Annotated in this window: 20 protein-coding genes and 1 tRNA gene; 6 read left to right on the top strand and 15 right to left on the bottom strand. The window is 46.5% G+C overall.

Annotation, left to right across the window (positions count from 1 at the left end):
• Positions 1–18: 18 nt before the first annotated feature.
• The 4 genes from frr to rpsB form a co-directional block, all read right to left on the bottom strand.
• Positions 19–579 carry a ribosome recycling factor gene (gene frr / locus C2757_RS02625; protein WP_215375772.1) on the bottom strand — a complete coding sequence of 187 codons (561 nt, stop codon included), beginning with the start codon at positions 577–579 and terminating at the stop codon, positions 19–21.
• Positions 580–590: 11 nt separating this feature from the next.
• The gene (pyrH, locus tag C2757_RS02620; protein WP_215375770.1) at positions 591–1,301 is read right to left on the bottom strand and encodes a UMP kinase; all 711 of its coding nucleotides are present in this window, start codon (positions 1,299–1,301) and stop codon (positions 591–593) included.
• 186 nt (positions 1,302–1,487) lie between these two features.
• Positions 1,488–2,372: a translation elongation factor Ts gene (gene tsf / locus C2757_RS02615; RefSeq protein WP_215375767.1), complete on the bottom strand. Its 885-nt coding sequence runs from the start codon at positions 2,370–2,372 to the stop codon at positions 1,488–1,490.
• On the bottom strand, positions 2,372–3,121 hold the full coding sequence (gene rpsB, locus C2757_RS02610) for a 30S ribosomal protein S2 (protein ID WP_071467757.1): 750 nt from the start codon (positions 3,119–3,121) through the stop codon (positions 2,372–2,374). The genes tsf and rpsB overlap by 1 nt, the downstream gene beginning before the upstream one ends.
• 268 nt (positions 3,122–3,389) lie before the next feature.
• Between rpsB and map the strand changes: the two genes are divergently transcribed.
• Together map and C2757_RS02600 are read left to right on the top strand one after the other, a co-directional pair.
• The gene (gene map, locus C2757_RS02605) at positions 3,390–4,226 is read left to right on the top strand and encodes a type I methionyl aminopeptidase (protein WP_215375764.1); all 837 of its coding nucleotides are present in this window, start codon (positions 3,390–3,392) and stop codon (positions 4,224–4,226) included.
• 4 nt (positions 4,227–4,230) lie between these two features.
• The gene (locus tag C2757_RS02600) at positions 4,231–6,819 is read left to right on the top strand and encodes a [protein-PII] uridylyltransferase (RefSeq protein WP_215375761.1); all 2,589 of its coding nucleotides are present in this window, start codon (positions 4,231–4,233) and stop codon (positions 6,817–6,819) included.
• A gap of 5 nt (positions 6,820–6,824) precedes the next feature.
• Here the strand turns inward: C2757_RS02600 and ligA are convergent, their stop codons facing one another.
• The 3 genes from ligA to smc are packed head-to-tail and all read right to left on the bottom strand — an operon-like array spanning position 6,825 to position 13,438.
• Positions 6,825–8,840, bottom strand: coding sequence for an NAD-dependent DNA ligase LigA (gene ligA, locus C2757_RS02595; protein ID WP_215375759.1), 2,016 nt, complete (start codon positions 8,838–8,840; stop codon positions 6,825–6,827).
• An 8-nt stretch (positions 8,841–8,848) separates the two neighbouring features.
• Complete coding sequence (locus C2757_RS02590; protein WP_251366776.1) at positions 8,849–9,916, bottom strand: cell division protein ZipA C-terminal FtsZ-binding domain-containing protein; 1,068 nt, start codon at positions 9,914–9,916, stop codon at positions 8,849–8,851.
• Positions 9,917–13,438, bottom strand: a complete 3,522-nt coding sequence (gene smc / locus C2757_RS02585; RefSeq protein ID WP_215375756.1) for a chromosome segregation protein SMC — start codon at positions 13,436–13,438, stop codon at positions 9,917–9,919.
• A 173-nt stretch (positions 13,439–13,611) separates the two neighbouring features.
• Between smc and dapD the strand changes: the two genes are divergently transcribed.
• Genes dapD through prmB form a run of 3 tightly spaced genes read left to right on the top strand, consistent with a single transcriptional unit; the run spans position 13,612 to position 16,509 of the window.
• Complete coding sequence (dapD, locus tag C2757_RS02580; RefSeq protein WP_215375754.1) at positions 13,612–14,439, top strand: 2,3,4,5-tetrahydropyridine-2,6-dicarboxylate N-succinyltransferase; 828 nt, start codon at positions 13,612–13,614, stop codon at positions 14,437–14,439.
• A gap of 5 nt (positions 14,440–14,444) precedes the next feature.
• Entirely contained in the window at positions 14,445–15,596 is a 1,152-nt protein-coding gene (dapE, locus tag C2757_RS02575) for a succinyl-diaminopimelate desuccinylase (protein ID WP_215375751.1), read from the top strand.
• Positions 15,597–15,612: 16 nt separating this feature from the next.
• A complete protein-coding gene (gene prmB / locus C2757_RS02570; protein WP_215375748.1) occupies positions 15,613–16,509 on the top strand; it encodes a 50S ribosomal protein L3 N(5)-glutamine methyltransferase in 897 nt (298 codons plus the stop codon).
• A 4-nt stretch (positions 16,510–16,513) separates the two neighbouring features.
• On the opposite strand, the gene radA is transcribed toward prmB, so the two are convergent.
• From radA to C2757_RS02555, 3 genes are read right to left on the bottom strand one after another with little or no spacing between them, the layout of a single operon-like run.
• Positions 16,514–17,878: a DNA repair protein RadA gene (gene radA, locus C2757_RS02565; RefSeq protein ID WP_215375745.1), complete on the bottom strand. Its 1,365-nt coding sequence runs from the start codon at positions 17,876–17,878 to the stop codon at positions 16,514–16,516.
• 7 nt (positions 17,879–17,885) lie between these two features.
• Complete coding sequence (locus tag C2757_RS02560) at positions 17,886–18,377, bottom strand: hypothetical protein (RefSeq protein ID WP_215375742.1); 492 nt, start codon at positions 18,375–18,377, stop codon at positions 17,886–17,888.
• 11 nt (positions 18,378–18,388) lie between these two features.
• Positions 18,389–20,329: a potassium transporter Kup gene (locus tag C2757_RS02555; protein ID WP_215375739.1), complete on the bottom strand. Its 1,941-nt coding sequence runs from the start codon at positions 20,327–20,329 to the stop codon at positions 18,389–18,391.
• Positions 20,330–20,499: 170 nt separating this feature from the next.
• On the opposite strand from C2757_RS02555, the gene C2757_RS02550 reads away from it, so the two are divergent.
• Positions 20,500–20,576, top strand: a tRNA-Met gene (locus tag C2757_RS02550).
• Positions 20,577–20,667: 91 nt separating this feature from the next.
• Here the strand turns inward: C2757_RS02550 and C2757_RS02545 are convergent.
• The 5 genes from C2757_RS02545 to C2757_RS02525 all read right to left on the bottom strand — a co-directional run bounded on the left by C2757_RS02545 (position 20,668) and on the right by C2757_RS02525 (position 26,599).
• A complete protein-coding gene (locus C2757_RS02545; protein WP_215375736.1) occupies positions 20,668–21,207 on the bottom strand; it encodes a hypothetical protein in 540 nt (179 codons plus the stop codon).
• A gap of 99 nt (positions 21,208–21,306) precedes the next feature.
• On the bottom strand, positions 21,307–23,736 hold the full coding sequence (locus C2757_RS02540) for a DNA internalization-related competence protein ComEC/Rec2 (protein ID WP_215376795.1): 2,430 nt from the start codon (positions 23,734–23,736) through the stop codon (positions 21,307–21,309).
• Between the two features lie 55 nt (positions 23,737–23,791).
• Positions 23,792–24,628: a TatD family hydrolase gene (locus tag C2757_RS02535; RefSeq protein ID WP_215376792.1), complete on the bottom strand. Its 837-nt coding sequence runs from the start codon at positions 24,626–24,628 to the stop codon at positions 23,792–23,794.
• A gap of 20 nt (positions 24,629–24,648) precedes the next feature.
• Positions 24,649–25,344 (bottom strand): ABC transporter ATP-binding protein, encoded by a 696-nt coding sequence (locus C2757_RS02530; protein WP_215375734.1) that lies wholly within the window; start codon positions 25,342–25,344, stop codon positions 24,649–24,651.
• On the bottom strand, positions 25,337–26,599 hold the full coding sequence (locus tag C2757_RS02525; protein WP_215375731.1) for a lipoprotein-releasing ABC transporter permease subunit: 1,263 nt from the start codon (positions 26,597–26,599) through the stop codon (positions 25,337–25,339). The genes C2757_RS02530 and C2757_RS02525 overlap by 8 nt, the downstream gene beginning before the upstream one ends.
• Positions 26,600–26,658: the final 59 nt, after the last annotated feature.

Below are 26,658 nucleotides of genomic sequence, written 5' to 3'. Positions count from 1 at the left end.
AAACATTCAATCGGGTACTTAAACCGTCATGATCTCTTTTTCTTTTTCAGAAATAATCTTATCGATATCGATCACTGCTTTATCAGTCATCTTCTGAATTTCATCCGTTGCACGACGCTCTTCATCCTCAGAAATTTCTTTATCTTTGGTTAAGCGCTTGAGATGCTCATTGGCATCGCGACGTAAATTACGTACCGCAATCTTAGTATCTTCACCCTCACTCTTCACAACCTTAGTCAATTCACGGCGACGCTCCTCAGTCAGAGCAGGCATTGGCACACGAATGACAGTACCCTGTGATGCGGGGTTCAAACCTAGATCGGAATCGCGAATGGCTTTTTCAACAGCGGCAACCATGGTCTTTTCAAATGGTTGAACGTTGATAGTACGAGCATCTGCGAGACCCAAACTGGCAACTTGGCTCAATGGTGTTGGGTTGCCGTAGTACTCCACCTGAATGTGTTCCAAAATTCCAGGGTTAGCACGCCCAGAACGAATCTTGGCCAAATTGGTTTTCAAAGCCTCAAGAGACTTTTGCATCTTTTGATCGGTATTGTTTTTAATTTCTGCTGCAGACATCAGGCCTCCTATTAAACGTGTACCAAAGTACCTTCAGGCTCACCTTGCACTACGCGCATCAATGCACCAGGCTTGAGAATTGAAAATACTTTGATTGGTAATTTGCGGTCACGGCAAAGAGCAAAGGCTGTGGCATCCATGACCTGTAAGTTTTTAATTAATGCTTCATCAAATGTGATGGTCTTGTATAAAGTGGCAGTTGGATCCTTCACTGGATCTGCACTATAGATACCATCAACCTTGGTTGCTTTGAGCATCACCTCTACGCCCATCTCTGCACCACGCAAGGCAGCTGCGGTATCGGTTGTAAAGAATGGGTTACCAGTTCCCGCAGCAAAGATCACTACCTTACCTTCACCCATTGCCCGAATTGCACGTGGGCGAATGTAGGGCTCAACCACTTGATCCATTCTGAGAGCGGATTGCACGCGTGCCTCTACCCCTTTTTGACGCAGAGCATCTTGCAAGGCAAGTGAGTTCATCATGGTTGCTAACATTCCCATGTAGTCAGCAGTAGCGCGATCCATCCCTGCAGCACCACCAGCAACACCGCGGAATATATTTCCACCGCCAATAACGATGGCAAGCTCTACGCCACTATTGACCACTTGGGCAATCTCAGCAACCATGGCATCGATCGTGACCGGATTAATACCAAAAGAATCATCGCCCATCAGGGCTTCACCGGATAATTTAAGGAGAACGCGTTTGTAGGCTGGCATGTTTTTAGTTTTCCGTAATTTGCCAAGTATTTTGCGTACTTAGCTTATTGATCTTTAAGCACTTTTTAATATCTTGGGCAAATTATAAAGGGCTCTTGGGGGATCAAAGAAAAGGGCATAGAAACTCCCGTTTCTATGCCCTTTTGGGTACTGCTGACTTACTGGGGCAAGCCCCAAGCCAGGGTATTACGCTGTTGCTTTAGAGGCGGCGGCAACTTGGGCAGCTACTTCAGCTGCAAAGTCGTCTTGACGCTTCTCAATGCCCTCACCCACAACAAACATCGTGAAACCCTTGACGTTTGTATTGGCAGCTTTGAGCATTTGCTCAACAGTTTGCTTGTCGTTCTTGACGAAGGTCTGATTCAGCAAGGAAACCTCTTTGAGGTACTTCTGAATGGAGCCTTCAACCATTTTTTCAACGATTTCTGGTGGTTTGCCAGATTCAGCAGCTTTTTGCACAGCAACGCTACGCTCAATCGCAATCGATTCAGCAGGAACATCAGCTGTAGACAAAGCTACTGGCTTCATTGCAGCAATATGCATTGCCACATCTTTTGCTGCAGTCTCGTCACCTTCATACTCAACCATCACACCAATACGGGTGCCATGGAGATAAGAAACCAACTTATTGCTACCAGCAAAACGCTTGAAGCGACGTGGCATGATGTTCTCGCCGATTTTACCGATCAATGCGCTACGAACCTCATCAACTGTTTGACCATTCAAGGGCAATGCTAATAAAGCAGCAACGTCCGCCGGATTCTTTTCAGCGATTAACTTTGCACACTCATTTGTAAACGCCAAGAAATCATCGTTCTTAGAAACGAAGTCAGTCTCGCAGTTCACTTCAAGCAATGCACCGGTAGTGCCGTTAATAGAGGAAGCAACAATACCTTCAGCAGTCACACGAGATGCTGCTTTACCAGCCTTGCTACCGAGCTTTACACGCAGAATTTCTTCTGCACGAGCCATATCACCATCAGCCTCAGTCAAAGCTTTTTTACACTCCATCATCGGAGCATCAGTTTTGGCGCGTAACTCGCCAACCATTGCAGCGGTAATAGCGGCCATTATTCAGCTTTCCCTTCTTCAACAAACTCTTCTTCGCCTTCTTTAACAGCAGTCAAGATTTCTTGTACAGAATTTGCTTTGCCTTCTAGGATTGCATCAGCAATACCGCGCGCATAGAGGGTTACAGCCTTACTGGAGTCATCGTTTCCAGGGATGATGTAATCAACACCTTCTGGTGAGTGGTTAGTATCTACCACCGCGATCACTGGAATACCAAGCTTGTTTGCCTCGGTAATAGCAATCTTGTGGTAGCCAACGTCCACTACGAAAATGGCGTCAGGAACACCGTTCAAATCTTTGATACCGCCAAGTGCTTTTTGCAATTTGTCGAGATCGCGATCATTCGTCAAAGCTTCTTTCTTAGAAAGCTTTTCCCAGTCGCCAGCTTCTTTGGCAACTTCCATATCCTTCAAACGCTTGAGGGAACCTTTAACAGTTTTGAAATTGGTGAGCGTACCGCCCAACCAACGGCTGTCGATATAAGGCATGCCTGCACGAGCAGCTTCTTCAGCAATAATCTCGCGTGATTGGCGCTTAGTGCCAACGAATAAAATCGTGCCACGATTAGCAGCAACTTGTTTTGCAAATTTCAGGGCGTCCTGAAACATTGGCAAAGTTTTTTCCAAGTTGATGATGTGGATTTTGTTGCGATGACCGAAAATAAATGGGGCCATCTTTGGGGACCAGAAGCGCGTTTGGTGACCAAAATGGCAACCGGCTTCCAGCATTTGACGCATGGTTACAGACATAACTTCTCCTAAGGGTTGGTTCTAAAGTTGAGTCCTAGCTGCGCTAAAAAGCGCCACCCTGGAAGGCTCAACTTGCGATTTCAAGTCCAAAATTAGACCCGAGAACAAAATTATAGCTTAAATATCAAGGATCTAGCTAGTCCAACCCTGGCGACAAATGAGTCTGCAGCCTACTCAACCCTGTTTAATGCCCTAAAAAAGGGATGGGTGCCTATTTTTTAAGCAATTTCAATCTGCTGAATTTATCCAAGTCGTTGATAATCAAGGCATGAATAGTGTATTTACAGCAGAAAAAGACATTCTTGGGATGCGCGAAGCTGGCCGCTTAGCTAGTGAAGTTCTCGATCATGTGGCACCCCACGTGAAGACTGGCATTACTACCGGCGAACTAGATCGCATTTGTCATGAATACATGCGTGATGTCCAAAAGACGATTCCTGCGCCGCTGAATTATCAGCCCCCAGGCTATCCACCCTTCCCAGCATCGATCTGCACCTCAGTGAACGATGTCATTTGTCATGGCATACCGGGAGATAAAGTTCTGAAGAGTGGTGACGTAGTGAATTTGGATATCACTGTCATCACACCTGATGGTTACTACGGTGATACCAGTCGAATGTTTATGGTTGGTGAGGCTTCAGTCATGGCGAAGCGCCTCACGCAAATTACTTTTGAATGTATGTGGCTTGGCATAGCTCAAGTAAAACCTGGCGCATCACTTGGTGATATTGGTCACGTCATTCAAACGCACGCAGAAAATGCTGGTTACTCTGTGGTCCGCGAATATTGTGGCCACGGTATTGGCAAAGTGTTTCATCAAGATCCACAAATTCTGCACTACGGCAAACCGGGTACTGGCGAAAAATTGGTTGCCGGCATGACATTCACCATCGAACCGATGATCAATGCTGGTAAACGAGATATTCGTACCATGCCGGATCAGTGGACTGTTAAAACCAAAGACCGTAGTCTCTCGGCGCAATGGGAACACACTCTTTTGGTGACCCAAAATGGTGTTGAAGTACTCACTTGGTCGGAGGGTAGCAATCCTCCACCCGACTGTGTCAAAGGGCTCACTTTTAGACCCTCTCTAGCCAGCGCATAAATCCATGGGCAATTCTCAGCAGATTACCGATGCAGCAAGCCTGCGTGCTGCTCGAGAAATTGCCTATACCCAGTTTCGAGGAACACAAGCTGTTGGCAAACTGACCAAACAGCTTTGCAAACTCAGCGATCAATTGCTAATCCATTTATGGAATAGCGTTGGCCTCAATACCGAAGCATCCCTCATAGCCGTTGGTGGTTTTGGTAGGGGCGCCTTATTTCCATTCTCCGATATTGATATCTTGATTCTGCTTCCAGCAGATGAGAAAAAATCTGCTGCGCTCTCTAAACAGGTTGAGCAGTTTGTCGCAAGTTGTTGGGACACGGGCCTAGAGATTGGCTCATCCGTGAGAACTGTGGGTGAATGCATCTCTGAGTCTGAGCAAGACATTACTGTTCGTACCTCATTACTTGAGTCACGCCTGTTATGCGGCAACAAACCCCTCTTCAATGAATTTGCGAGCGCTTTTGAATCCGCAATGGATCCCAAAGCATTTTTTCAAGCGAAGCTCGCAGAACAAATTCAGCGTCACTATAAGTACCAAAATACGCCCTACTCACTTGAGCCTAATTGCAAAGAGAGCCCCGGCGGCTTGCGCGACCTTCAGGTGATCTCTTGGGTAAGTAAAGCTGCGCTACTCGGAAATACCTTCAAAGACCTCAATCAAGCAGGCCTTATTACTCAACGCGAATTAACCGAACTGAATCGCAATCAACGCTTCTTAGAGACCTTACGAGCAAATCTGCATTTGTTGGCTGGGCGTAGACAGGATGTTTTAGCTTTTGACTTACAAACTTCTCTAGCAAAAGTTATGGGGATTGAATCTGAGTCTTCGCGTCAAGCCAGTGAAGCCATCATGCGACGCTATTACTGGGCTGCAAAAGCGGTAAATCAATTAAATGATGTTCTATTGCAGAACATTGAAGCGCTGCTCTTCCCACAAGAATCCAAAACAACCCACTCCATTCCAGGTGAAGGCAACGAGCACTTTATTGAGAGGCAGGGTGTCTTAGATATTACAGATCCGCAGCTCTATCAAAAACACCCCGAACAAATTTTGCGAACTTTTTTGGTATTTGCTCAAACCTCAAACGTAAAGAGCCTCTCGGCAACAATTTTTAGGGCCCTGTATAACGCGCGCCAGAAAATGGATGGTCATTGGCGTAAAGACCCTATCAACCGCGCTCTCATTATGGAAATCTTGAAGCAGCCCGAAGGCGTCAGCCGGGCCTTTCAGCTCATGAATCGCAGCAGCGTCTTAGGTAGATATCTCCCAGCATTTAGAAGAATCGTGGGGCAAATGCAGCATGATCTCTTTCACATCTATACAGTTGACCAACATATCTTGATGGTGCTCCGCAATGTGCGACGCTTCATGGTGGTTGAGCATACGCATGAGTTTCCATTTTGCAGCAGCCTCATTGCCCATTTTGAAAAACCGTGGCTCCTGGTCATTGCCGCTCTATTTCATGACATTGCCAAGGGTCGCGGGGGTGATCACTCGCAACTAGGCAAAGCCGACATGCGCAAGTTTGCTAAAGAGCATGGCCTAGATAAAAAAGATACTGAGCTATTGGTATGGTTAGTGGCTGAGCATCTCAACATGAGTCAAGTAGCGCAGAAACAAGACATTACTGATCCTGATGTTGTGAAGGCGTTCGCAAAGAAGATGGGGGATGAGCGCCATCTCACCGCCCTTTACTTATTAACAGTAGCTGACGTTCGTGGTACCAGCCCTAAAGTTTGGAATGCCTGGAAAGGCAAACTCTTAGAAGATCTCTATCGTGCCACCCTCAGAGTGCTCGGCGGAGCAAAGCCGGATGCCTCTTCTGAATTAGCACAGCATCAAGAAGAATCTCGAGCTAAATTGCGCCTCTATGGCATCAATGATGATTCTTATCAAGATTTTTGGAAGCAATTGGATGTGGCTTTTTTCTTAAGACAAGATTCTTCTGATATTGCGTGGCTTACTCGCCATCTTTACAACAAAGTCAACAGCGAGCAACCCATTGTGCGCGCTCGGCTCTCGCCAATTGGTGAGGGACTACAAGTTGCAGTCTATGTCAAAGACCAAGAAGATCTCTTTGCGCGAATCTGCGCCTATTTTGAAAGACATGGTTTCTCGATTTGGGATGCACGCATTCATACAACGCGCCATGGCTACGCTTTAGATAGTTTCCAAATCTCTGGCAGTAATTTGGTAGATGAGGGTGGCAGCTATCGTGATCTCATTCAACTAGTGGAGTTTGAATTAACGCAAGCTTTAAGTAAGAGTGAGCCTTTGCCAAACCCCAGCATGGGCAGACTGTCCAGACAATCCCGCACCTTTCCGATACAACCCCGAGTACATATGGTTCCCGATGACCGTGGTAGGTACTACACGCTAGCGTTATCTGCAAGCGATCGGACTGGCTTGCTTTACACCATCTCTAGAGTATTGGCTAAGCACCAGGTATCCATTCATACCGCCAGAATCAATACTCTGGGAGAGCGAGTTGAGGATATCTTGCTGCTTGATGCTGCCAATCTTGGCAAGAACCCCAAACTCCAAATTCAATTAGAAACAGAGTTGCTCGAAGCCTTGGGGGCTTAATAGAATTACTTCAGCAGCTCCAGCATGGCCACTTCATCAATCACGGGCACGCCCAATTCCTCTGCTTTAGTGAGCTTGCTACCGGCATCAGCTCCAGCAACAACATAGTCCGTTTTCTTTGAGACTGAGCCAGCTACTTTAGCGCCTGCTTTTTCCAAGAGATCTTTTGCCTCATCACGGGTCATCGTTGGGAAAGTGCCAGTGAGAACAAAAGTTTTGCCTGCTACTGCCGCGCTTATGACTTTTTCTTCTACAGCAAGCTGCATTCCTGATGCAAGTAGTTGCTCAATGACCTCTCGGTTATGAGCCTCTTGCATAAAGCTGGTAATCGAATCAGCAACGACAGGGCCAACATCTTTTACTGTGAGTAGGTCTTCGAGATTGGCATCCATCAATGCATGCATCGACTGGTAATGATTTGCTAAATCCTTGGCGGTGGTCTCGCCCACATGACGAATCCCCAGGGCAAAGATAAATCTGGCTAGGGTTGTGTTTCTGGATTGGTTAATTGCTTGGATGAGGTTGTCAGCCGACTTCTCGCCCATGCGCTCTAGGTTGGCTAAAGCTGTGAAGCCTAATTTATAGAGATCTGCTGGAGTTCTAACTAAATTATGATCGACCAATTGATCGACAATTTTCTCACCTAGACCTTCGATATCCAGCGCTCTTCTATGGGCGAAATGGATTAGGGCTTGTTTGCGCTGTGCACCACAAAATAAACCACCGCTGCAGCGCGCTACTGCCTCATCCGCCAGTCGCTCAATATGAGAGTCACATACTGGACAGTTTGTGGGCATTACAAATTCTGTTGCATCGGCTGGGCGACGATCCTTAATCACTGAAACCACTTCAGGAATCACATCCCCAGCCCTACGCACGGATACGGTATCGCCAATTCTGACATCTTTGCGCTTCACTTCGTCTTCATTGTGAAGTGTGGCATTAGTAACCGTCACACCACCCACTTCAACTGGGGCCAATCGAGCGACCGGAGTAATTGCTCCTGTACGCCCTACTTGCACATCAATTCCCAGAACAGTGGTGAGCGCTTCTTGCGCTGGATATTTGTGTGCTAACGCAAAACGTGGGGCTCTTGATACAAAGCCAAGCTTGGCTTGCTCAGCAAAGGAGTTGACCTTATAAACAACACCATCAATGTCATAGGGTAAAGAATCGCGTTTGGCGCCAATTTCGTTATAGAAGGCAAGAATCTCTTCTACTGAGTGAAGCACTCTTCGCTCAGAACATACTGGCAAGCCTAATTCCACATAAGCGTTCAGTAATTCTTCATGGGTTTTAGGCAGCCAGGATTGAGGCTCTAGTGCGCCTAGGCCATATGCAAAGAAAGATAGCGGTCTTTTTGCAGTAATTTTAGAATCTAGCTGGCGCAAACTACCTGCTGCAGCATTGCGAGGATTGGCAAATTCTTTCTCGCCCAATTCAGCTGCCTGTCGATTCATTTTCTCGAAGTCTTTGAGATACATAAAGACTTCGCCACGAACCTCCAACACCTTAGGGATATTGTTCCCAGTTAGTTTTAGTGGGATGGCCCGAATCGTTTTAATGTTGGCAGTGACATCCTCACCGCTGGCGCCATCGCCTCGTGTTGCTGCAGTGACTAAGGAGCCATTTTCATAACGCAAGGAGATGGCTAAGCCATCAAACTTTAGTTCGCCTGCATAAGCGACGTGATCGAGATGCAAACCTTCTCTACAGCGACGATCAAAGGCAATCAACTCAGCCTCTTCAAAAGCATTATTGAGCGAGAGCATCGGCACTTCATGAGTCACTGAATCAAACTCTTTTAATGCGGCACCCCCAACTCTTTGTGAAAGAGACTCTGGTGTAACCCACTCTGGATAAGTAGCCTCAATCTCTAACAGCTCGCGATAGAGTCGATCGTATTCAATATCAGGTAGTAAAGGATTATCGAGAACGTAGTAAGCATGTTCTAAGCGGGCTAGCTCTTCCTGCAAGAATGCGTAACGCCCCGCTAAATTTGTCGGACTATTGGTCGACAAGGTAATTCCTAGCTAAAGAGTCTACTAGCTGCTGAAGATCCAGCCGGAACGCCGGACTTCTCAAGATTGGCATAGAGCACATCGAGATGCTGACGAATACTCATGACCGCAGCTTCACTTAAATTAATACCGTTGTCATCAACCAAGCGGCCATGGGCAGCCTGAGAAATTTCAAAGCCTTCGCCTAACATTCTTTCAAAGGCGCGCTCATCTTGCGACACCAAGGGAACTTCTAGTAATAAGGTTAACTGCGAGACTGGCTTGTTTGGATCTAAATCAGCGCTATTAAAGATGGGAACGCCATTACTATAAAACTCATATTGTCTACCGTTGCGAGCTAATTTAAAGCCGCGCTGGCGCATGAGAGCATCGAAATTGCCCCATGGGCAAGGCTCATCGAACTGCACATTAATGCTCAATTGAATATCACTGTCTGCCGCCATCACATCAAGCTCTTTAGCACTCTCAAGCATCGCATTCACACTTGGCATATCTATTTGAGAGCCTAGGGTATCAGCAAGCGCCTGGGCACGAGAACAAAAATCAGATAACTCCAAGACGCCAATGGCGCCACGACGGCTCGCTAATTGAATCGCAAGCTGCAACTCTGAATAAGAAGCTTCAGGCTTGAGTGCTTCCCAGTCTTCTGCAGAGTCTTGGTCTGCATTTAATCCTTCACATATCCATCTAGCATTATTTTGCCCTTGTAAATCAGACCAATCATCTAGTTCAGCCAAAATATCTGCGCCAGCAATAGCTTCGTCGAAACGCAGTGTGATCACGCAATCAATTCGAGGATCAATAGTAAAAGCTACTAATTCAAGAGCTACTGGCGCAGGAATACTGAAGCTTGGTTCAGCCCGCTCTACATTGGGATCTGCAAAACCAGAAGCAAAACTGGGCTCACGACCAAAGCGATCATCAATTAACTGATCTTGCTCTCTTGCTTTGCGACGTGCGCGGGCGTATTTAAAATTCAGAGCCGCTACTAATATCAAAAGGAGTAGTCCAATTGCAGCCAAAGCGAATTGCAAATCAGACAAGCCCAGCATCGTCATGATTTGTTCTACGTACACTTAGGCGGCCTCCACCATCGATACAGCAGATGCGATATCTACTGCCACAATTCTGGAAACACCCTGCTCTTGCATGGTGACACCAATCAGTTGATGGGCAATTTCCATAGTGATCTTGTTATGTGAGATAAACAAAAACTGTGTCTTATCTGACATTTTGGCTACTAGCTGAGCATAGCGCAAGGTATTTGCATCATCCAATGGCGCATCCACCTCATCAAGTAAGCAGAATGGGGCTGGATTCAAAAGGAAGAGCGAGAAGACCAGCGCAATCGCAGTCAAGGCTTTCTCACCACCTGAGAGCAAGTAGATTGAGCTATTTTTCTTACCAGGAGGTTGCGCCATGACTTGCACGCCTGAATCCAAAATCTCTTCGCCTGTCATTACTAATTCAGCATGACCACCGCCAAATAATTCAGGGAAGAGTTTTCCGAAATGACTATTAACCTGATCAAAGGTTCCCTGCAGTAAATCACGTGTCTCAGCATCAATCTTTGCAATCGCGTCAGTCAACGTTTGCATTGCTTCATTTAAGTCAGCGGATTGCGCATCTAAGAACTGTTTACGCTCACGTGAACTTGCCAACTCATCAAGCGCAGCCATATTGACTGGCCCTAGTGACTGAATCTCAGTATTGAGACGATTCACTTCAGTTTGCAAAGCCCCTACTTTTAGATCAGTGCTAAAACTCGCCTCAAGGGCAGTTAAGTCAGCCTCTGCGTCTGCTAGCAAGGTTGCAAATTGCTCAAAGTTCAAACGTGCAGCTTGTTCACGCAATTGCAAATCCACTACTTTGTCACGCATAGGTTGTAAGCCACGTTCAATCTGCATCCGAGCTTCATCAGCCTCACGCAACTGATGCAACAAAGCATCTTGTTCCGTGCGCGCATTAGCCAGAGCCGCTTCACGTGCACTGCGCGCTAACAATAAACCTTGTAATTTATCTTGTGCCTCTTCGTCACTCAAACTTGCTAGCTCTTGGGTAGCTAAGTCATGCTTATCTTGGATCTCCATGATCTGAGTACGAGCCGTACTTTGATCACGTTGTAAGTCTGCAATCCGTTGCTGCAAGGAGCGGGTAGCAAACGCCGCTTCTTGGGCAGCCATTTCTGCTACGCGTAGCGATTCACGTAAACGATCGCGCTCGTGCGTAGAGTTCTCAAGCTTTGCTTGAGCAGCTTGCAGGCTTTCTTGGAGACCTTGCTTAGATTCTTCTGCTTGGGTCAAGTCTGAAGCTGATTGCTCTTGATTTGCACTGGTTTGAGTCATTTGCTGACGTAACTCAAGCAACTCATTCTGAATTTGTGCAGCACGTTGACTGTACCGCTCTTCCGCCTGAGTCAACTGCATTCTTTCCACTTCAAAGCCATGCGCCTCTTGAACAGCATGCTCTGCATTTATACGAGCTTGCTCAGCAGCCTGATGTGCAGCCTGGTAATTTGCTACGCACTGATCTAACTCGCCCTTGAGCTCGCTTTGCATGAGTTGTTGTGCGCGCAATTGCTTTTCAAGACTCTCCATCTCTTGAGCACGAGCCAACATACCCGCTTGCTCAGAATCAGCAGCATACAGCTGGACGCTCACGCGACTTACTAAATGGCCTTGTTGGGTTACAAAGGCACCACCAGCAGGTAATTTTTCACGGCGATGCAGAGCATCTTCGAGGCTGCTCGATATATAGATATTGTCTAACCATTCTTGCAGCACAGAGGTCAAGCGTGCAGGGCCTGCACTTTGTACGCGAGTGAGTAATGGTGTGAAATCTGCCGGTACTGCCGTATGTGCAGGAGTAATGTCTTCAGTAAGCAAAATTGCCAAACGGCTCGGAGGAGCATCATTTGCCAAGTCCAAAGTTTCTTGAACACTTTTTGCAGTCACTGCAGCCAAACGCTCACGCAATACAGATTCCAAGGCGGCTTCCCAGCCACTCTCCACTTTGAGCTCTTGCCAGAGACGCTTGCTTTCCTTGAGGCCCTTACTTTCTAACCAAGGACCAATCTTGCCTTGCGCTTGTACGCTCGCCTGTAGGGTCGTTAGGGCCGTGAGCTTTGCCTCAGTTTGGGCCAATTCTTGGTTTGCAATCTGAATCTGTTGTTGAGCCGCGTTTCGCGCCTCATCGGCTGCTGGCACACGTAGCTGGGTTTCACCAGCACGCTGCTTTGCCTCATCTACTTTACGCGCAGCCATTGCCTGACGATCAATTGCCATTTGCAGGGCCTGAGCATCGGGTCTACGCATACCCTCTAATTCACTGGTAAGACGGGTCTCACGACCCTTCAATTCATCTGCTTGTGCGGACATGGCGCGCATACGCTCGCCCAAACTTGCAAGGCGTTGCTCAATTGCAGCCAAAGCATCACGCGCGCTATTGAGTTCACGTGCAGATGTTTGATAAGCCTCTTCAAGGCTTGGCATTTTTTCTTGCAAGCCGCTTAAATCAGCTAATAAGCTTTGCTCTTTATCAGCTGCTATTGATAACTCATGTTCAGTTGTGCGTTGCGCTTGAGCAGCATCTGTTTCTTGCACGGTCCAGCGTTGTAATTGCGCCTGTAAATCTTGTGTCTGCTGTTGCAAACGCTGACGCGCCTCTTGAACATAATGAATCTGAGATTCAACCTGACTCACATCAGAGTTCGTTTGATACAAATCACCTTGTGCTTGGGAAACTTTATCTTGCAGAGCGTACTGTTGGGTACGCATAGTTTCTAACTCAGCTTCGGCATGGCGCAATTTAGCAGTTTGCTCTTCTAAATTCACTTGTGTATCACGAATGCCATTAGCATGGCGCTCTTGCTCTTTACCGGCTTCAGTCTGACGAACGAACCACAACAGCTGTTGTTGCGATTTCATTTGGGCAGAAAGTTCAGCATGGCGCTCAGCAACGGTAGCTTGCTTCTCCAAGCGTGTTAACTGTTGATCTAGCTCTCGCAAGATATCTTCAACACGAGTTAAGTTTTCTACAGTGTCTTCTAAACGTGAAGCAGTTTCTTTGCGACGCTCTTTATATTTGGAAACACCAGCAGCCTCCTCCAAGAAAACACGCAACTCTTCTGGCTTCGATTCCAAGATACGATTGATCGTGCCTTGGCCAATAATGGCGTAACCCCTTGGACCCATTCCAGTGCCCAAGAAAATATCTTGAATATCTTTACGACGTACAACTTGGTTATTGACGTAGTAACTAGAATTACCATCACGCGTTAATACACGTTTGATGCCTAATTCTGTAAAAGCACTCCACTGACCCTGTGCGCGTCCTTCTGTGTTATCAAAAATGAGTTCTACGCTAGCTCTACCAGAAGGCTTGCGCAAACCAGAACCATTAAAAATGACATCCTGCATTGATTCACCGCGTAATTCACTTGCGCGCGACTCACCCAAAACCCAACGAACAGCATCAATAATGTTCGACTTTCCGCAACCGTTAGGGCCTACAACACCAATTAATTGGCCAGGCATTTCAAAATGGGTTGGGTCAACAAAAGACTTAAAGCCGGAAAGTTTGATGGATTTCAGTTGCACGGCGTATTTTCAGGAGGAAAGGAGGGTTAGATAAAGGGGTCAAAATTCACACTAAAGTGGGAAGATGATAGCAAGCTTGGGGCTACTCAGACGTGTTTTTGCCCCATCTATATAATGATAAATCTACCTTTGGGGACAAAATCCCTTAACAATCTGATAGTTAACTGAAAAGCATGAGCCAATCACCACAAAGCATCATCGAACAAGCCTGGGAAAACCGCGCAAACCTCTCTCCAGACAGCGCTCCTAGCGATGTCCGCGGCGCAGTTAATGCCGTCTTGGAAGGCCTCAATTCAGGCACCATTCGGGTTGCTGAACGTCGTGACGTGGGCAAGTGGGAAGTAAACCAGTGGGTTAAGAAAGCAGTTTTACTGTCTTTCCGCCTAGAAGATAACGTTCCGATGGGCGCTGGTGGCTATACCCAGTTTTATGACAAAGTTCCTAGTAAGTTCCAGAACTACACGGCTGCCGATTTTGCTGCTGGCGGTTTTCGCGTTGTACCCCCTGCTATGGCACGCCGTGGCTCATTCATTGGCAAAAACGCCGTGCTCATGCCTTCTTACGTCAATATTGGTGCTTATGTAGGTGAAGGCACCATGGTCGACACTTGGGCAACAGTCGGTTCTTGTGCCCAGATCGGCAAAAATGTTCATCTTTCCGGTGGTGTTGGCATTGGCGGTGTTTTGGAGCCAATCCAAGCCGGCCCGGTAATCATCGAAGATAACTGCTTTATTGGTGCCCGCTCCGAAGTGGTTGAAGGTGTTGTCATTGAAGAGAATGCTGTGCTCTCTATGGGCGTCTACATTGGCCAAAGCACCAAAATTTACGATCGCGAAACTGGTGAAGTGCATTACGGTCGCGTTCCTGCTGGCTCAGTGGTAGTTCCTGGCTCGCTTCCTTCAGCCTGCGGAAAGTACAGTCTATATGCAGCCATCATCGTTAAAAAAGTGGATGCTCAAACCAGAGCAAAGACAGCTATTAACGAATTACTGCGCGACTAAATTTTATGAGTGCCGCCCTTGAGCTAGCCGAAGCTCTCATTGCCTGCCATTCCGTTACGCCAGCTGATGGTGGATGCCAAGAATTGATTGCTAAACGATTGCAAGCAGCTGGCTTTCATACAGAAAGTGTTGTGAGTGGTCCCGATAACTTTCAGGTAACTAATCTGTGGGCAATCAAAAAAGGTAAAGCGGGCGATCAAGGCAAGGTCTTGATGTTTGCTGGCCATACCGATGTGGTCCCTACTGGCCCCCTCGAAAAATGGACTAGCAATCCCTTCACGCCAACTATTCGTGATGGCATGCTCTATGGTCGTGGCGCTGCGGATATGAAAACTTCCTTGGCGGGCTTTGTTGTTGCAACTGAGGAGTTTGTTACTACCCATCCCGATCATCAAGGCTCGATCGCTTTTCTAATCACCAGCGATGAAGAGGGGCCAGCGAACGATGGCACAGTCATCATGTGTGAACGCTTACAAAAGCACGGTCAGCGCTTAGATTATTGCGTCATTGGTGAACCTACTTCAGTCGACCAACTAGGCGACATGATTAAAAATGGTCGTCGTGGTTCTTTATCAGGCAAGCTCAGGGTAAAAGGCATACAAGCGCATATCGCCTACCCTCACTTAGGTCAAAACCCCATTCATCTTTCTGCACCAGCAATTGCAGCCCTGGTAGAAACAGAGTGGGATAAAGGGAATCAATACTTCCAGCCGACCAGTTTTCAGATTTCCAATATCCACGCAGGTACTGGTGCAAACAACGTCATTCCTGGCGAGCTAGTCATTGATTTTAATTTCCGCTTTTCCACTGAGAGCAAGCCAGAACAATTGCGCGAGCGCCTAGAAAAGATCTTAAGCAATGCTGGCATTGATTTTGAGATTGATTGGGTCTTGGGTGGCAGTCCATTTATTACTGGTGATGGCGACCTAGCAGGCGCCTTACGCCAAGCTATCAAAGCAGAAACAAATATTGAGACTGAGTTATCAACAACTGGCGGGACTAGCGATGGCCGCTTTATTGCCAAGATCTGCAAAGAGGTAGTGGAATTCGGGCCTATCAATGCGACGAGTCATAAAATTGATGAGTGCGTCAATGTTGATGATGTTGAGCCGCTAAAGAATATTTATCGCAAGACTCTTGAGCAGCTTATTGCCTAATCTAAGATAGCCTATCATGGACCCTGAGCCTCAACCACCCCTTACAGTCAATCAGTGTATTGAGCTAATCTCTCAAAAACTAGCAGCAGCAAACTTGCATTATGGGCATGGCGCGATTGATGCCCATAGCGAAGCTTTATGGATTACCAGCAAGCAAATTCATTTAAGTCCTGCAGAGACCCTGGATCACCTTGGAGATTCCATCTCAGATGAGCAGTATAAAAAAGCCTTTGCAGTTGCCAACGAAAGAATCTCCACCCGCAAACCTCTGGCCTACATCCTAGGTGAAGCATGGCTGATGGGTGTGCCATTTTTCTGTAGCGAACAAAGTATTGTTCCTCGTTCATGGATTGCCGAACTCATTGCAGATGGCTCATTAGAGCCTTGGTTACCAGCAGATGGTAAAGCTTTAGACCTTTGTACTGGCAATGGTTCATTAGCTATTTTATTAGCTCTCTCCTGCCCTGATATTCGGGTGAGCGCTTGTGACATCAGCATGCCGGCACTTTCGGTGGCAGCTCGTAATGTTGATCGTCATAGTTTGAATTCTCAAATCGAACTACTCAATGGTGACTTATGGGATGCATTGCCAGAGCCCAATGAAGATAACCTGTTCGACCTCATTATTTGCAATCCCCCTTATGTGAATGCAAATTCAATGAGCGTACTTCCCGCTGAGTATCACGCCGAGCCTGCCTTGGCTTTAGCGGGTGGTGAAGATGGCATGGATTTAATCAGAAGAATCATCGCTCATGCGCCAGATTACTTATCTGAGCGCGGTGCCATCCTGCTAGAAATTGGCAATGAGTATGAGAACTTTAAGAAAGCCTTCCCACAAATTCCAGCAATTTGGATGGAGGTTTCCGCTGGAGAAGAGCAAGTACTCCTCATACAAGCAGAAGACCTACGTTAATAAATTAACTGAGTTCAGCTGCTGCTGCTATCGCTTGATCAATCCGCTCTACTGGTATTACTTTTAAGCCTGGAATCTTCGTCTTAGGCATATTGGCCTTGGGAATAATGGCGACAGTAAAACCCAGTTTGGCAGCCTCTTTAAGACGTTCTTGACCCCGTGGGCATGGACGGATTTCGCCAGCCAAACCCACCTCACCAAAGACGATCAGCTCTTTGGGCAGAGCCTTATTGCGAATCGATGACTGGATCGCCAAGAGCACTGCTAGGTCAGCCGCGGGCTCAGAAATTTTTACTCCACCCACCGCGTTTAAGAAAACATCCTGATCAAAACATGCGATACCTGCATGGCGATGCAAGACGGCCAAGAGCATAGCAAGGCGGGCTTGCTCTAAGCCAACAGCCAAGCGCCGTGGATTAGGAACATGCGCGGTATCAACCAATGCCTGAATTTCAACCAATAACGGTCTACTGCCCTCTTGCGTTACTAAGACGCAAGCTCCTGGCACCATTTGTTCATGTTGCGATAAGAAAATTGCAGAAGGATTAGTGACGCCACGCAGACCTTTTTCAGTCATGGCGAAAACACCTAATTCATTCACGGCCCCGAAACGATTCTTGATTGAACGCACCAATCGAAACGAGGAATGCGTATCGCCCTCAAAATACAAAACCGTATCCACGATGTGCTCCAGAACTCTGGGGCCTGCAAGGTGGCCGTCTTTCGTCACATGGCCCACCATCAATACGCAAATGCCACTCGATTTTGCTGCCCTGGTTAACTGCGCAGCGCACTCCCGTACTTGCGCCACAGAGCCAGGAGCCGAACTGAGCACTTCTGAATATAAAGTTTGAATAGAGTCCACCACCAATACCTGTGGTTTGACGGTATCCATGATTGAGATCAGTTTTTCTAACTGAATTTCTGCTAAGACCTCTAATTGAGGCGCATCCAAAGCAATACGTTTAGCCCGCAATGCAATTTGCGCTGCAGATTCTTCACCGCTGCTATAGAGCACATTCATACCAGATGCACTCATTTCGGCCAAAGCTTGCAATAAGAGTGTCGACTTGCCAATACCAGGGTCACCGCCTAAAAGCACAACACCACCTGGAACAAGTCCACCACCTAAAACACGATCGAACTCTTCTACGCCCGTACTAAATCTTGGTAGATCTTCAGCTGCAATAGCAGAAAGCTTTTGTCTTGGTAGTGATTGTGCCAAGCCCTGAAAGCGAGCATTCGAGGTGGTCTCGGGTAAGCCCTCCTCCATCGTATTCCAGGCCTGACAAGATGGGCATTGACCCGACCACTTCGCAGAAGTCCCGCCACATGACTGGCAGACATAAACCGTTTTAACTTTAGCCAAAATTTACCTAGTCGAGTTGTGTGCCGGCTTTATTTTCTTGAGCGCGCTTTGGAGCATCTTTACGGCGCTGCTCTAGATCAGCAGCCCTTTGCGCGGCTGCTTTTTGCTTCTCTTCAAACTCTTTTTGATTATCAGCGCGCTCAGCAGCTTTTTCAGGAGAAGCACGCTCTGCAGCACGCTTAATATCATCCTGATCCTTTAGGCTTTTACGCAGTTTGCGCTGAACCTCATGCAAAGCAATTTCTTGTTCTGTAATCGGATCAATCTCTTTGCGATATTGCGCGCGAGCATCTCTAATACAGGAATTCACCCAGTAGTTTTGATAGCACTCGGAAGAGGCTTTACCCCAACGATATTTGGCCCAATCTCGTTGTAGCTCTAGCTCCTGCTCAATCTTATCGAGCTGCTCAAGCTCAGCCTCTTCTGCGGGAGTCGCCAAGACTAGACTACTAAGCGAACAAGCTACCAAAAAAATTCCAAGGAATACTTTTGAGCGCATGAGCAAACTTCTCAAATTTCCACCTTTGCGCCCAATTCAACTAGACGATTTGCAGGAATCTTAAAGAAGTCAGATTGGCGACCAGCATTTTGGTACATCCAAGCAAATATGCGCTCGCGCCACATCGCCATACCCGGTAATGTAGTCGGAACAATAGTGTCTCGCGAGAGAAAAAATGATGTGTTCATCAAATCAAATTTCAGGCCAAACTGACTCTCGAGCAAAGCCAAAATTTGATTGCTATCTGGAGTTTCTTTAAATCCATAAACTGCGCGCACTACATAAATATTGGGGCCAAGCTCTTTGATCGTCAGTCGCTGGTCGTCACTGACATAGGGTACATCCCAAATGCTGCATTTTAAGAAAAAGACGCGATCATGCAGGACATGGTTATGTTTGAGATTATGAAGAAAGGAGACCGGCAAATAATCGACGTGAGCAGTTAAAAAGATAGCAGTGCCTTCCACACGATGTGGTGGATTCTGCAACAAGCTGGTGATAAAAGTATCTAGCCGAATACCTTCATCCAGAACACGTTTACGCACAATTTGACGGCCTTGATACCAAGTCATCATGAGTAAAAAGCAGATCGATGCAATGACTACGGGGAACCAACCGCCCTCGAATAACTTCACGAGATTGGCAGTGAAGAATCCGATGTCGATAATCAAAAAGCAGCTAATGATGATGGCCACTAAGAAAGCATTCCACTTCCACAATGCCTTCATGACTACTGCAGCTAGCAGGGTTGTTAATAGCATGGTTGTAGAAACTGCAACACCATAGGCATTTGCTAGGTTCTCAGACTTCTTGAATGCCAAGACAATTCCAATCACAACAAAACATAGTATCCAGTTGATGAAAGGAACATAGATCTGCCCCTTTTCTTTATCTGAAGTAAACGCAATTTTCATGCGTGGCAAGAAGCCAAGCAAAATAGCTTCGCTCGTCATTGAGTAGGCTCCAGAAATACAAGCCTGTGAAGCAATTACAGTAGCCAAAGTTGCAAGCACAACCAAAGCAAATGTATAAGACTCTGGGACCATCAAAAAGAATGGATTTGAAACGGTTTCAGGTTGGGTTAGCAGCATCGCACCCTGCCCAAAGTAGTTAATTAAAAGGCAGGGCATCACCAGTAAAAACCAAGCAAACTTAATCGGGCGTATGCCAAAATGACCCATGTCAGCATACAAAGCCTCTGCACCAGTGAGCACCAAAAAGATTGAACCAGTCACTGCAAAGGCAATCCCAGCGTCCTGGATCATAAATCTAAAAGCGTATATTGGATTTAAAGCATTAATGATTTCTGGTGCATCCTGAATCTGATAAAAACCCATGACCGCTAAGGAGCCAAACCAAACTAACATGACCGGCCCAAATAATGCACCGACTACTGAGGTACCCTTTTTCTCCAATAGAAATAAGAGCAATAAAATCCCAATGGTGATTGGCAATACGTAAGGTATGAAGCTATCTGATACAACGGTAGTACCTTCAATGGCTGATAAAACTGAAATTGCCGGTGTAATGACCGCATCGCCATAAAAGAGGCAAGCCCCTAAAACACCCACAATCATGATGACAACGGATCGCTTTGAGTTGGTTTTAGCTGTACGCAAAGCAAGCGCCATCAGAGACAGAATGCCTCCCTCGCCATGGTTATTTGCGCGCATGACAAACAATAAATACTTTAGCGATACCACCATAACAAAAGACCAGAAGATCATCGAAATCACACCAAAAATAGACTCTGGTGTCATGGGTATACCGTTGGTAGGGTCGAAGCAAACTTTTAACGCGTAGAGTGGGCTTGTACCAATATCGCCAAACACAACCCCAATTGCGCCAAGAGCTAAAGTAGTCAAACCACCCTTTTGGTGATGATCTGAGCCTTGGATTTGAACAGGCCGCAATATTTCTGAGTGAGAAAATTCGGGATTGCTAACTGACATGAATCATCCTTTTTATAGGCCAAATATTCAACATAACGCGTGGCAGTATGTTACTCCTTCTGGAAGACTCGTTAATTTCGAATTTATGAGAAAAAACCGCTCTTATATGCTTCTTTTGGAGGAATAGCTCGACAGGGACGCCCAAAAAATGCTAGAATCTAAGACTCAGACGCGGGGTGGAGCAGTCTGGCAGCTCGTCGGGCTCATAACCCGAAGGTCGTAGGTTCAAATCCTGCCCCCGCAACCAAGAATTACGTACTAAGCCCTTAATCTTTAAGGGCTTTTTGCTTTTTAGGGTATTAAAAAGCCACCCTTAGGTGGCCAATTGGATTGCAGTACTAATTTCTGGGGCCGTCAACAGCCTTCAAGTAACCCTGTAGATACTGAGCAGGAACAAACAAATCACTGGATACCCCAGTCTTTGAAGATATCGTCACTTGGAATCCCTTGTCCATGCGTTCGCGCAGAAAAGCATCGGTCATCTGAATAGTCATTGACTCTTTGAAAATACATCCCTGTGGCTCACATGCACCAGCCTCCCGCGCAACAACATTAAAAGTACTTGCAGGTTTATTCAGTAAGTTTGCAGATTCGTAATAGCGCCAAGGTGAGAAGTAAGTTAGTGTTACCCAAAGTTGGTAAGTCTTGACGCCTTGCTGTGATTGTTCAGCTCTTAAGCTAAACATCTCATAGGTATTAGCAGCGTCCATTGTGTTGATGGGCGGCCCTTGGAAAGTTTTCATGCCATTACTTGGATTAACGCTAACCGTGGTCGAGTTATACACATCGTTAATTTCCCACTTACTCACAACTTTATCGTTATTAGCGCAGGCCGTTAGACCAATAGCCACTATCAGCAAAGCAATAATTCTGAACATTTAAATCCCCTTTATTTCTTAAAAGCATACTAGCACGTCATCAAAGAGGACTCCTCCACCATAGACCAATTGGCATTAAAACTTTCTTTTTTGGCTCTATCAATCTACCTTTCGATGCCACAAGCGATTTGTAGAAGGCCTCCAAAATTGCACTGAGGGCCCGCCTTTATTAAAGGTCCAAATCTGAGCTCCAGTAATTGGAGATTGATAAAAAGGCATATTTAAGTCCTTGTATCGGGCTGTAACTGTGGCATGGGGGTGACCATATCGATTACGGTAACCGTTTTGGGCAAAAGCATAATCAGGCTCTAAGGTTTTAAGCAATTCCAATGAAGAAGATGTTTTACTGCCATGGTGTGGAGCCATAAAAATTATTTTTCGCTTACCCAGTTCAGTTAGTCTGATCAAATTTAATCGTTCAGTAATTTCTGCTTCGCCCTGCTTCTCAACATCACCAGTTAACCAAAGAGAGTTTTCCTGATTACGTATCTCAAGTACACAACTCATTTCATTCGGTTTTCTAGAGTATTGATCCGCAAAGAGGGTCTCTTCGTGCGGATGCCAAACGATGAAATCCACTTCATCCCATGCCCAGTGCTGTCCAAAACGACAAGGTAGGCTAGGAATTTTCCTCGCCTGGAAATTTTCCAGCAAAGAATTATTAGAAGGTAGTGACCCCATCATTGAATCAAATCGAATATGTTTTAACAAGGTAGCTCCACCCCCAACATGATCACTATCACTGTGACTAATGACCATTCGGTCAATGTGATCAATGCCTCTACCGCGAAAATAAGGAAGGATGACTCGCTGTCCAGCATCATCTTTCTTACCCTGTATAGGACCAGTATCGTATAGCAACTTTTTATTCCGAGTCTCAATCAAAACTGCAGTACCTTGACCGATATCTAGCACTGTTGCTCTGAATTCACCTGCGGATAAAGAGGCATTAGTCCACCACTGAGAAATTGGAGTAAACAAAGGTATAGATAAGCATAAGGCTAAGGTACGTGATTTCCAACTACTCATTAAATCCCCTGGACGAATAGCGTAAATAATTCCTAAGCCTGAGAGGAGCAATACCCACCACCCAGGCTGTCTTGCCCAGACTACCGACCAAGACCACCCTGCCATCCAATCCAGAGCTATGGCCAAATATTCCATGGCAGCATGCGCTGGTAGCAAGAGCCAACGACCAATAAAGTCGGGTAACAATGCTCCAGCAATGGCTAAAGGAGTCACAACATAGCTTACTAGAGGTATAGCAAATGCATTAGCCAATGGCGAGACCACCGATACCTGATAAAACCAATACAAAGTAAACGGTAGTAATGCGATAGTGACCACTGCTTGCACTCGAGAAGCTTCACGAAGAGCCTGAATCATGCGATGAGTCCAATGAATCTGCAGCTCTTTTCCAGTGGGAATGCCTAGCAATCCCACTGAATCGCCCATCGCAAATAAGATTGCTGCAACAGCGCCAAATGAGAGCCAAAAACCTGGTGTATATGGCGCCATAGGATCAATTATTAAAACTAAAGCGAGTGCCCACCACCAAATATCAAAGGAGCGTGGATTTCGGCCAGACCAAAGCGCAAATGCGACGACTCCAACCATATACATCGTTCTCTGTGCAGGAATCTGAAACCCTGCCAACCAGGCATAGACAAATGCAGTCAGAAATCCAAACACTCCCGCAACCTTGCTGACAGGAACGATTAGAGGTAAAGAACGGCGTCGCCAAATAAATCCAGCGATCGATGCTCCTACCCCAGCCAACATCGTCACATGTAAACCTGAGATGGAGATGAGATGTCCAATTCCTGTTGCATTAAATACCTGCCAGTCTTCCTGATTGATGGCATTTTGATCCCCCATCACTAAAGCAATAATGACACCGGCATAGCGTGCGTCTGCCGGCAGGAGTGATTTAATCTTTTTGCGTAATTCCCATCGTGCTAACTCCATTCGCAATACAAATTCTGTAATCCCAATATCTTTCATGAGAATTAACTCGCCAGAACGAATAGAACCATTGGCACCAAAGTCCTGATGGAATGCCCAGCGCTCAAAATCAAAGGTAAAGGGATTCAAAGAACCATAAGGTCTTTTTAACTTGACCCTAAATTTCCAGCGTTGACCTGGAATCACTTCCGGAATGGCCTCTGGATTTCTCCAAGCGGGTTGCCAGCTTAAATAAACCTGCCCCGGAAATTGATCCTGATATTCGCCATTAAAAAGAAGATGCTCAATTTCAAATGCAAACTTTGCACCATCAGCATTACCTTGGGGCAAACCTACTACGCGCCCTTCTACCGTTAACTCTTTACCCTCCAACTCCACCGCAAGAATATTGTTAAGTCGATTCTCTGCATATCGAGCATTCCACGCAAACCCGAAGACAAACATGAGGGCAATCACTAGCATGTGACGCAATAAGGGTTTTGATCTAGGAATACAAATGAAACCAAATAGGATTCCCCCGAGAAGGGAACATCCAAATGCCCAGTTTGCGGGAACATGCGGCAAAAATAATAGGAGCGATCCCCCGGCGATAAACGCCGTAATAGCTAAGCGCAAGGAATTAAGAGGCTAGCTTGGGGTTTGCAAAGCCAGCACATAGTGCCGACCAGCGGGGTAAAACTTGCATGGCATTGCGCCACACAGCTAATGCAAATTCATCATCGCTCAGACCACGAATAGATGCCAACTCTCTTCCAATACGCGGTAGAAAAGCCGGCTCATTAAATGCAACACCCTCTTCTCGCAACCATGCAGGCGGAATATCAGGTGCATCGGTCTCAGTCACAATACTTTCAATTGGCAGTTCTGCTAAGAGTCTTCTAATTTGTAAAGCGCGCTCGTAAGTTGCAGCGCCACCAAATCCCAACTTAAAACCTAATTCAATAAATTGCTCTGCCTGCTGAAAGCTACCATTAAATGCATGAGCAATACCGCTTGGTATATTGCGACGACGTAGACCTTTAAGGATGGCATCCTGGGAGCGACGAACATGCAAAATTACTGGCAATTGAAACTGTTGCGCTAAATCGAGTTGTGCATTGAAAAAATATTCTTGTTTGTGAGGATCTAGGCCCTCTACAAAATAATCCAAACCTATCTCACCAATACCTACAAACCGCGGATCCCCAAGCGATTGCGTAATTTGCCCCTCCAGAATGGCAATGTCATTCTCATGAGCTTGATTGGTATACAAGGGATGGATGCCTAAGGTGTACACCAATCCAGGTAGCTCGACTCCAAATTCAGCTGCCAAGCTTCTCACGTGTTGACAGTCAGCAGCTTTAACTGCTGGCAAGAGAATGGCTTGAACATTCTTATTTTTTGCTGCAGAAATAATCGATGGTAGTGAGCCTAAAAATTCTGGCGCATCTAAGTGGCAGTGAGTATCAATCCACATTGGCTGATTGACTGTCGCCATCACTGGGAAAATGGCTTTAATACTCCGCGCTCTAGATGCAAAATACGATCACAACGTTTAGCGCGAACTGGATCATGCGTCACGATCACAAAGGCAGTGCCCTGATCGCGAGCGATATTTAACATCAAGTCAAATACTCCATCAGCTGTTTCAGTATCTAAATTACCTGTTGGCTCATCCGCTAACACGCAAACAGGATTCCCGACTAAAGCTCTTGCAACAGCCACTCGTTGACGCTCCCCACCAGAGAGTTCGCCTGGGGTATGAAGTTCTCGGGCTGCCAATCCAACTGCTTTAAGCATCTTACTAGCTCGCTCCATAGACTCGTCATTACCCAAGCCCCGAATCCGCAAGGGCAAAGCTACGTTCTCCACCGCACTAAATTCATCTAGGAGGTGATGGAACTGATAAATAAAACCCAGACTGTGATTACGCAATTGGTCTAATTTTTTCACTGATAGCTGATTTAAATGAGAGCCTGCAAGCACCACAGAGCCTGCGCTCGGAGTATCTAAACCACCTAAGAGATGCAATAGCGTGCTTTTGCCTGAACCTGAAGAGCCTACGATCGCCAACTTCTCTGAAGGGGCAACATCTAAGTCAACTGCCTTTAGCACCTCAACTGCAGTAGGGCCTTGACCATAGGTCTTCGCCAGTCCTCTTGCTATAAGCACTAAATTATTCTGGTCACTCATAACGCAATGCCTCCGCAGGTTGAACTTTGGCAGCACGACGACTTGGGTACAGCGTGGCTAATACCGACAATCCAAAAGCCATTAATCCAACAGTAAGCACATCACCCATCCTCACATCCGATGGCAACTCGCTAATGAAATACACCTCGCGAGGCAAGAAACGCACGCGGAAGATTGCTTCAATAGCCGGAACAATCACATCGATATTAAGTGCTATTAATAAACCTAAGGCCACGCCGGCTAATGAACCCATAATGCCAATAGCAAGACCTTGAATTAAAAAGATTCTTTGAATCAATCCTGGACTCGCGCCCATTGTTCTCAGAATCGCAATGTCTGCTTGCTTTTCATTGACAGTCATTACTAGCGTTGAGACTAAATTAAAAGCCGCCACCGCAATAATCAAAGTCAGAATGATGAACATCATCTTCTTCTCAGTTTGAACTGCAGCAAACCAATTGCGGTTGGAGCGTGACCAATCAGTGACCCATAGCGCTTGTGGAACTATCGCAGCCAATTGAGTAGCTATCTCTGGAGCACGTTGCATATCGTCTACCTTAATACGCAAACCTGATGGGTCATGCAAGCGCAATAAGGCGGCAGCGTCTTTCCAGTGCATGATCGCTAAGGAGCTGTCGTACTCATAATGGCCGCTATCCACAATACCCACTACTTGCAGAGTACGCATCCGTGGCATTGCACCTGCTGGAGTTAAATCACTCTCTGGAACAATTAGATTCACGCGATCACCAACATGAGCACCTACTAAAGCTGCAAGTTGTGCCCCTAATGCAACACCAAACCCACCTGCTTGCAGATCATTAATGCTGCCAGCAACAAATTGTTTTGGTAGATCCGAAACCTTTCCTTCTTCGCTGGGCAAAATTCCACGAATTGCAACGCCTCGCATCACGTTATCGCGGCTAAGTAATCCCTGTGAACTCACCATTGGGGCCACACCAACCACATGCGGCTGAGCAGCAACTTTAAGGGCGATGGGTTGCCAATCTGCCAAGCCTTCTGGCGCAGTAATTTCTACATGGGACAGAACGGAGAGCATGCGATCACGAACTTCTTTTTGAAAGCCATTCATGACCGAGAGGACAACAATGAGGGAAGCTACCCCCAAGGCGATACCGGCGGTTGATATTCCCGAGATAAAGGACAGGAAGCCATCACGCTTACCCACGGTCTTGCGGCGCTTGGATCGGGTGTAACGCAGGCCAATTTCTAGCTCAATAGGAAGTCTCAACATAGCCACAGTTTAGACAATTGCACAGACAAACCGATGGAATTCTTAAATGCCACCTAAAA

The organism is Polynucleobacter sp. MWH-Svant-W18 (assembly GCF_018687495.1).
Taxonomy (GTDB): Bacteria; Pseudomonadota; Gammaproteobacteria; order Burkholderiales; family Burkholderiaceae; genus Polynucleobacter.
Note: the sequence above shows the minus strand (reverse complement) of the source record. Positions and strands in the feature narration are given on the sequence as shown.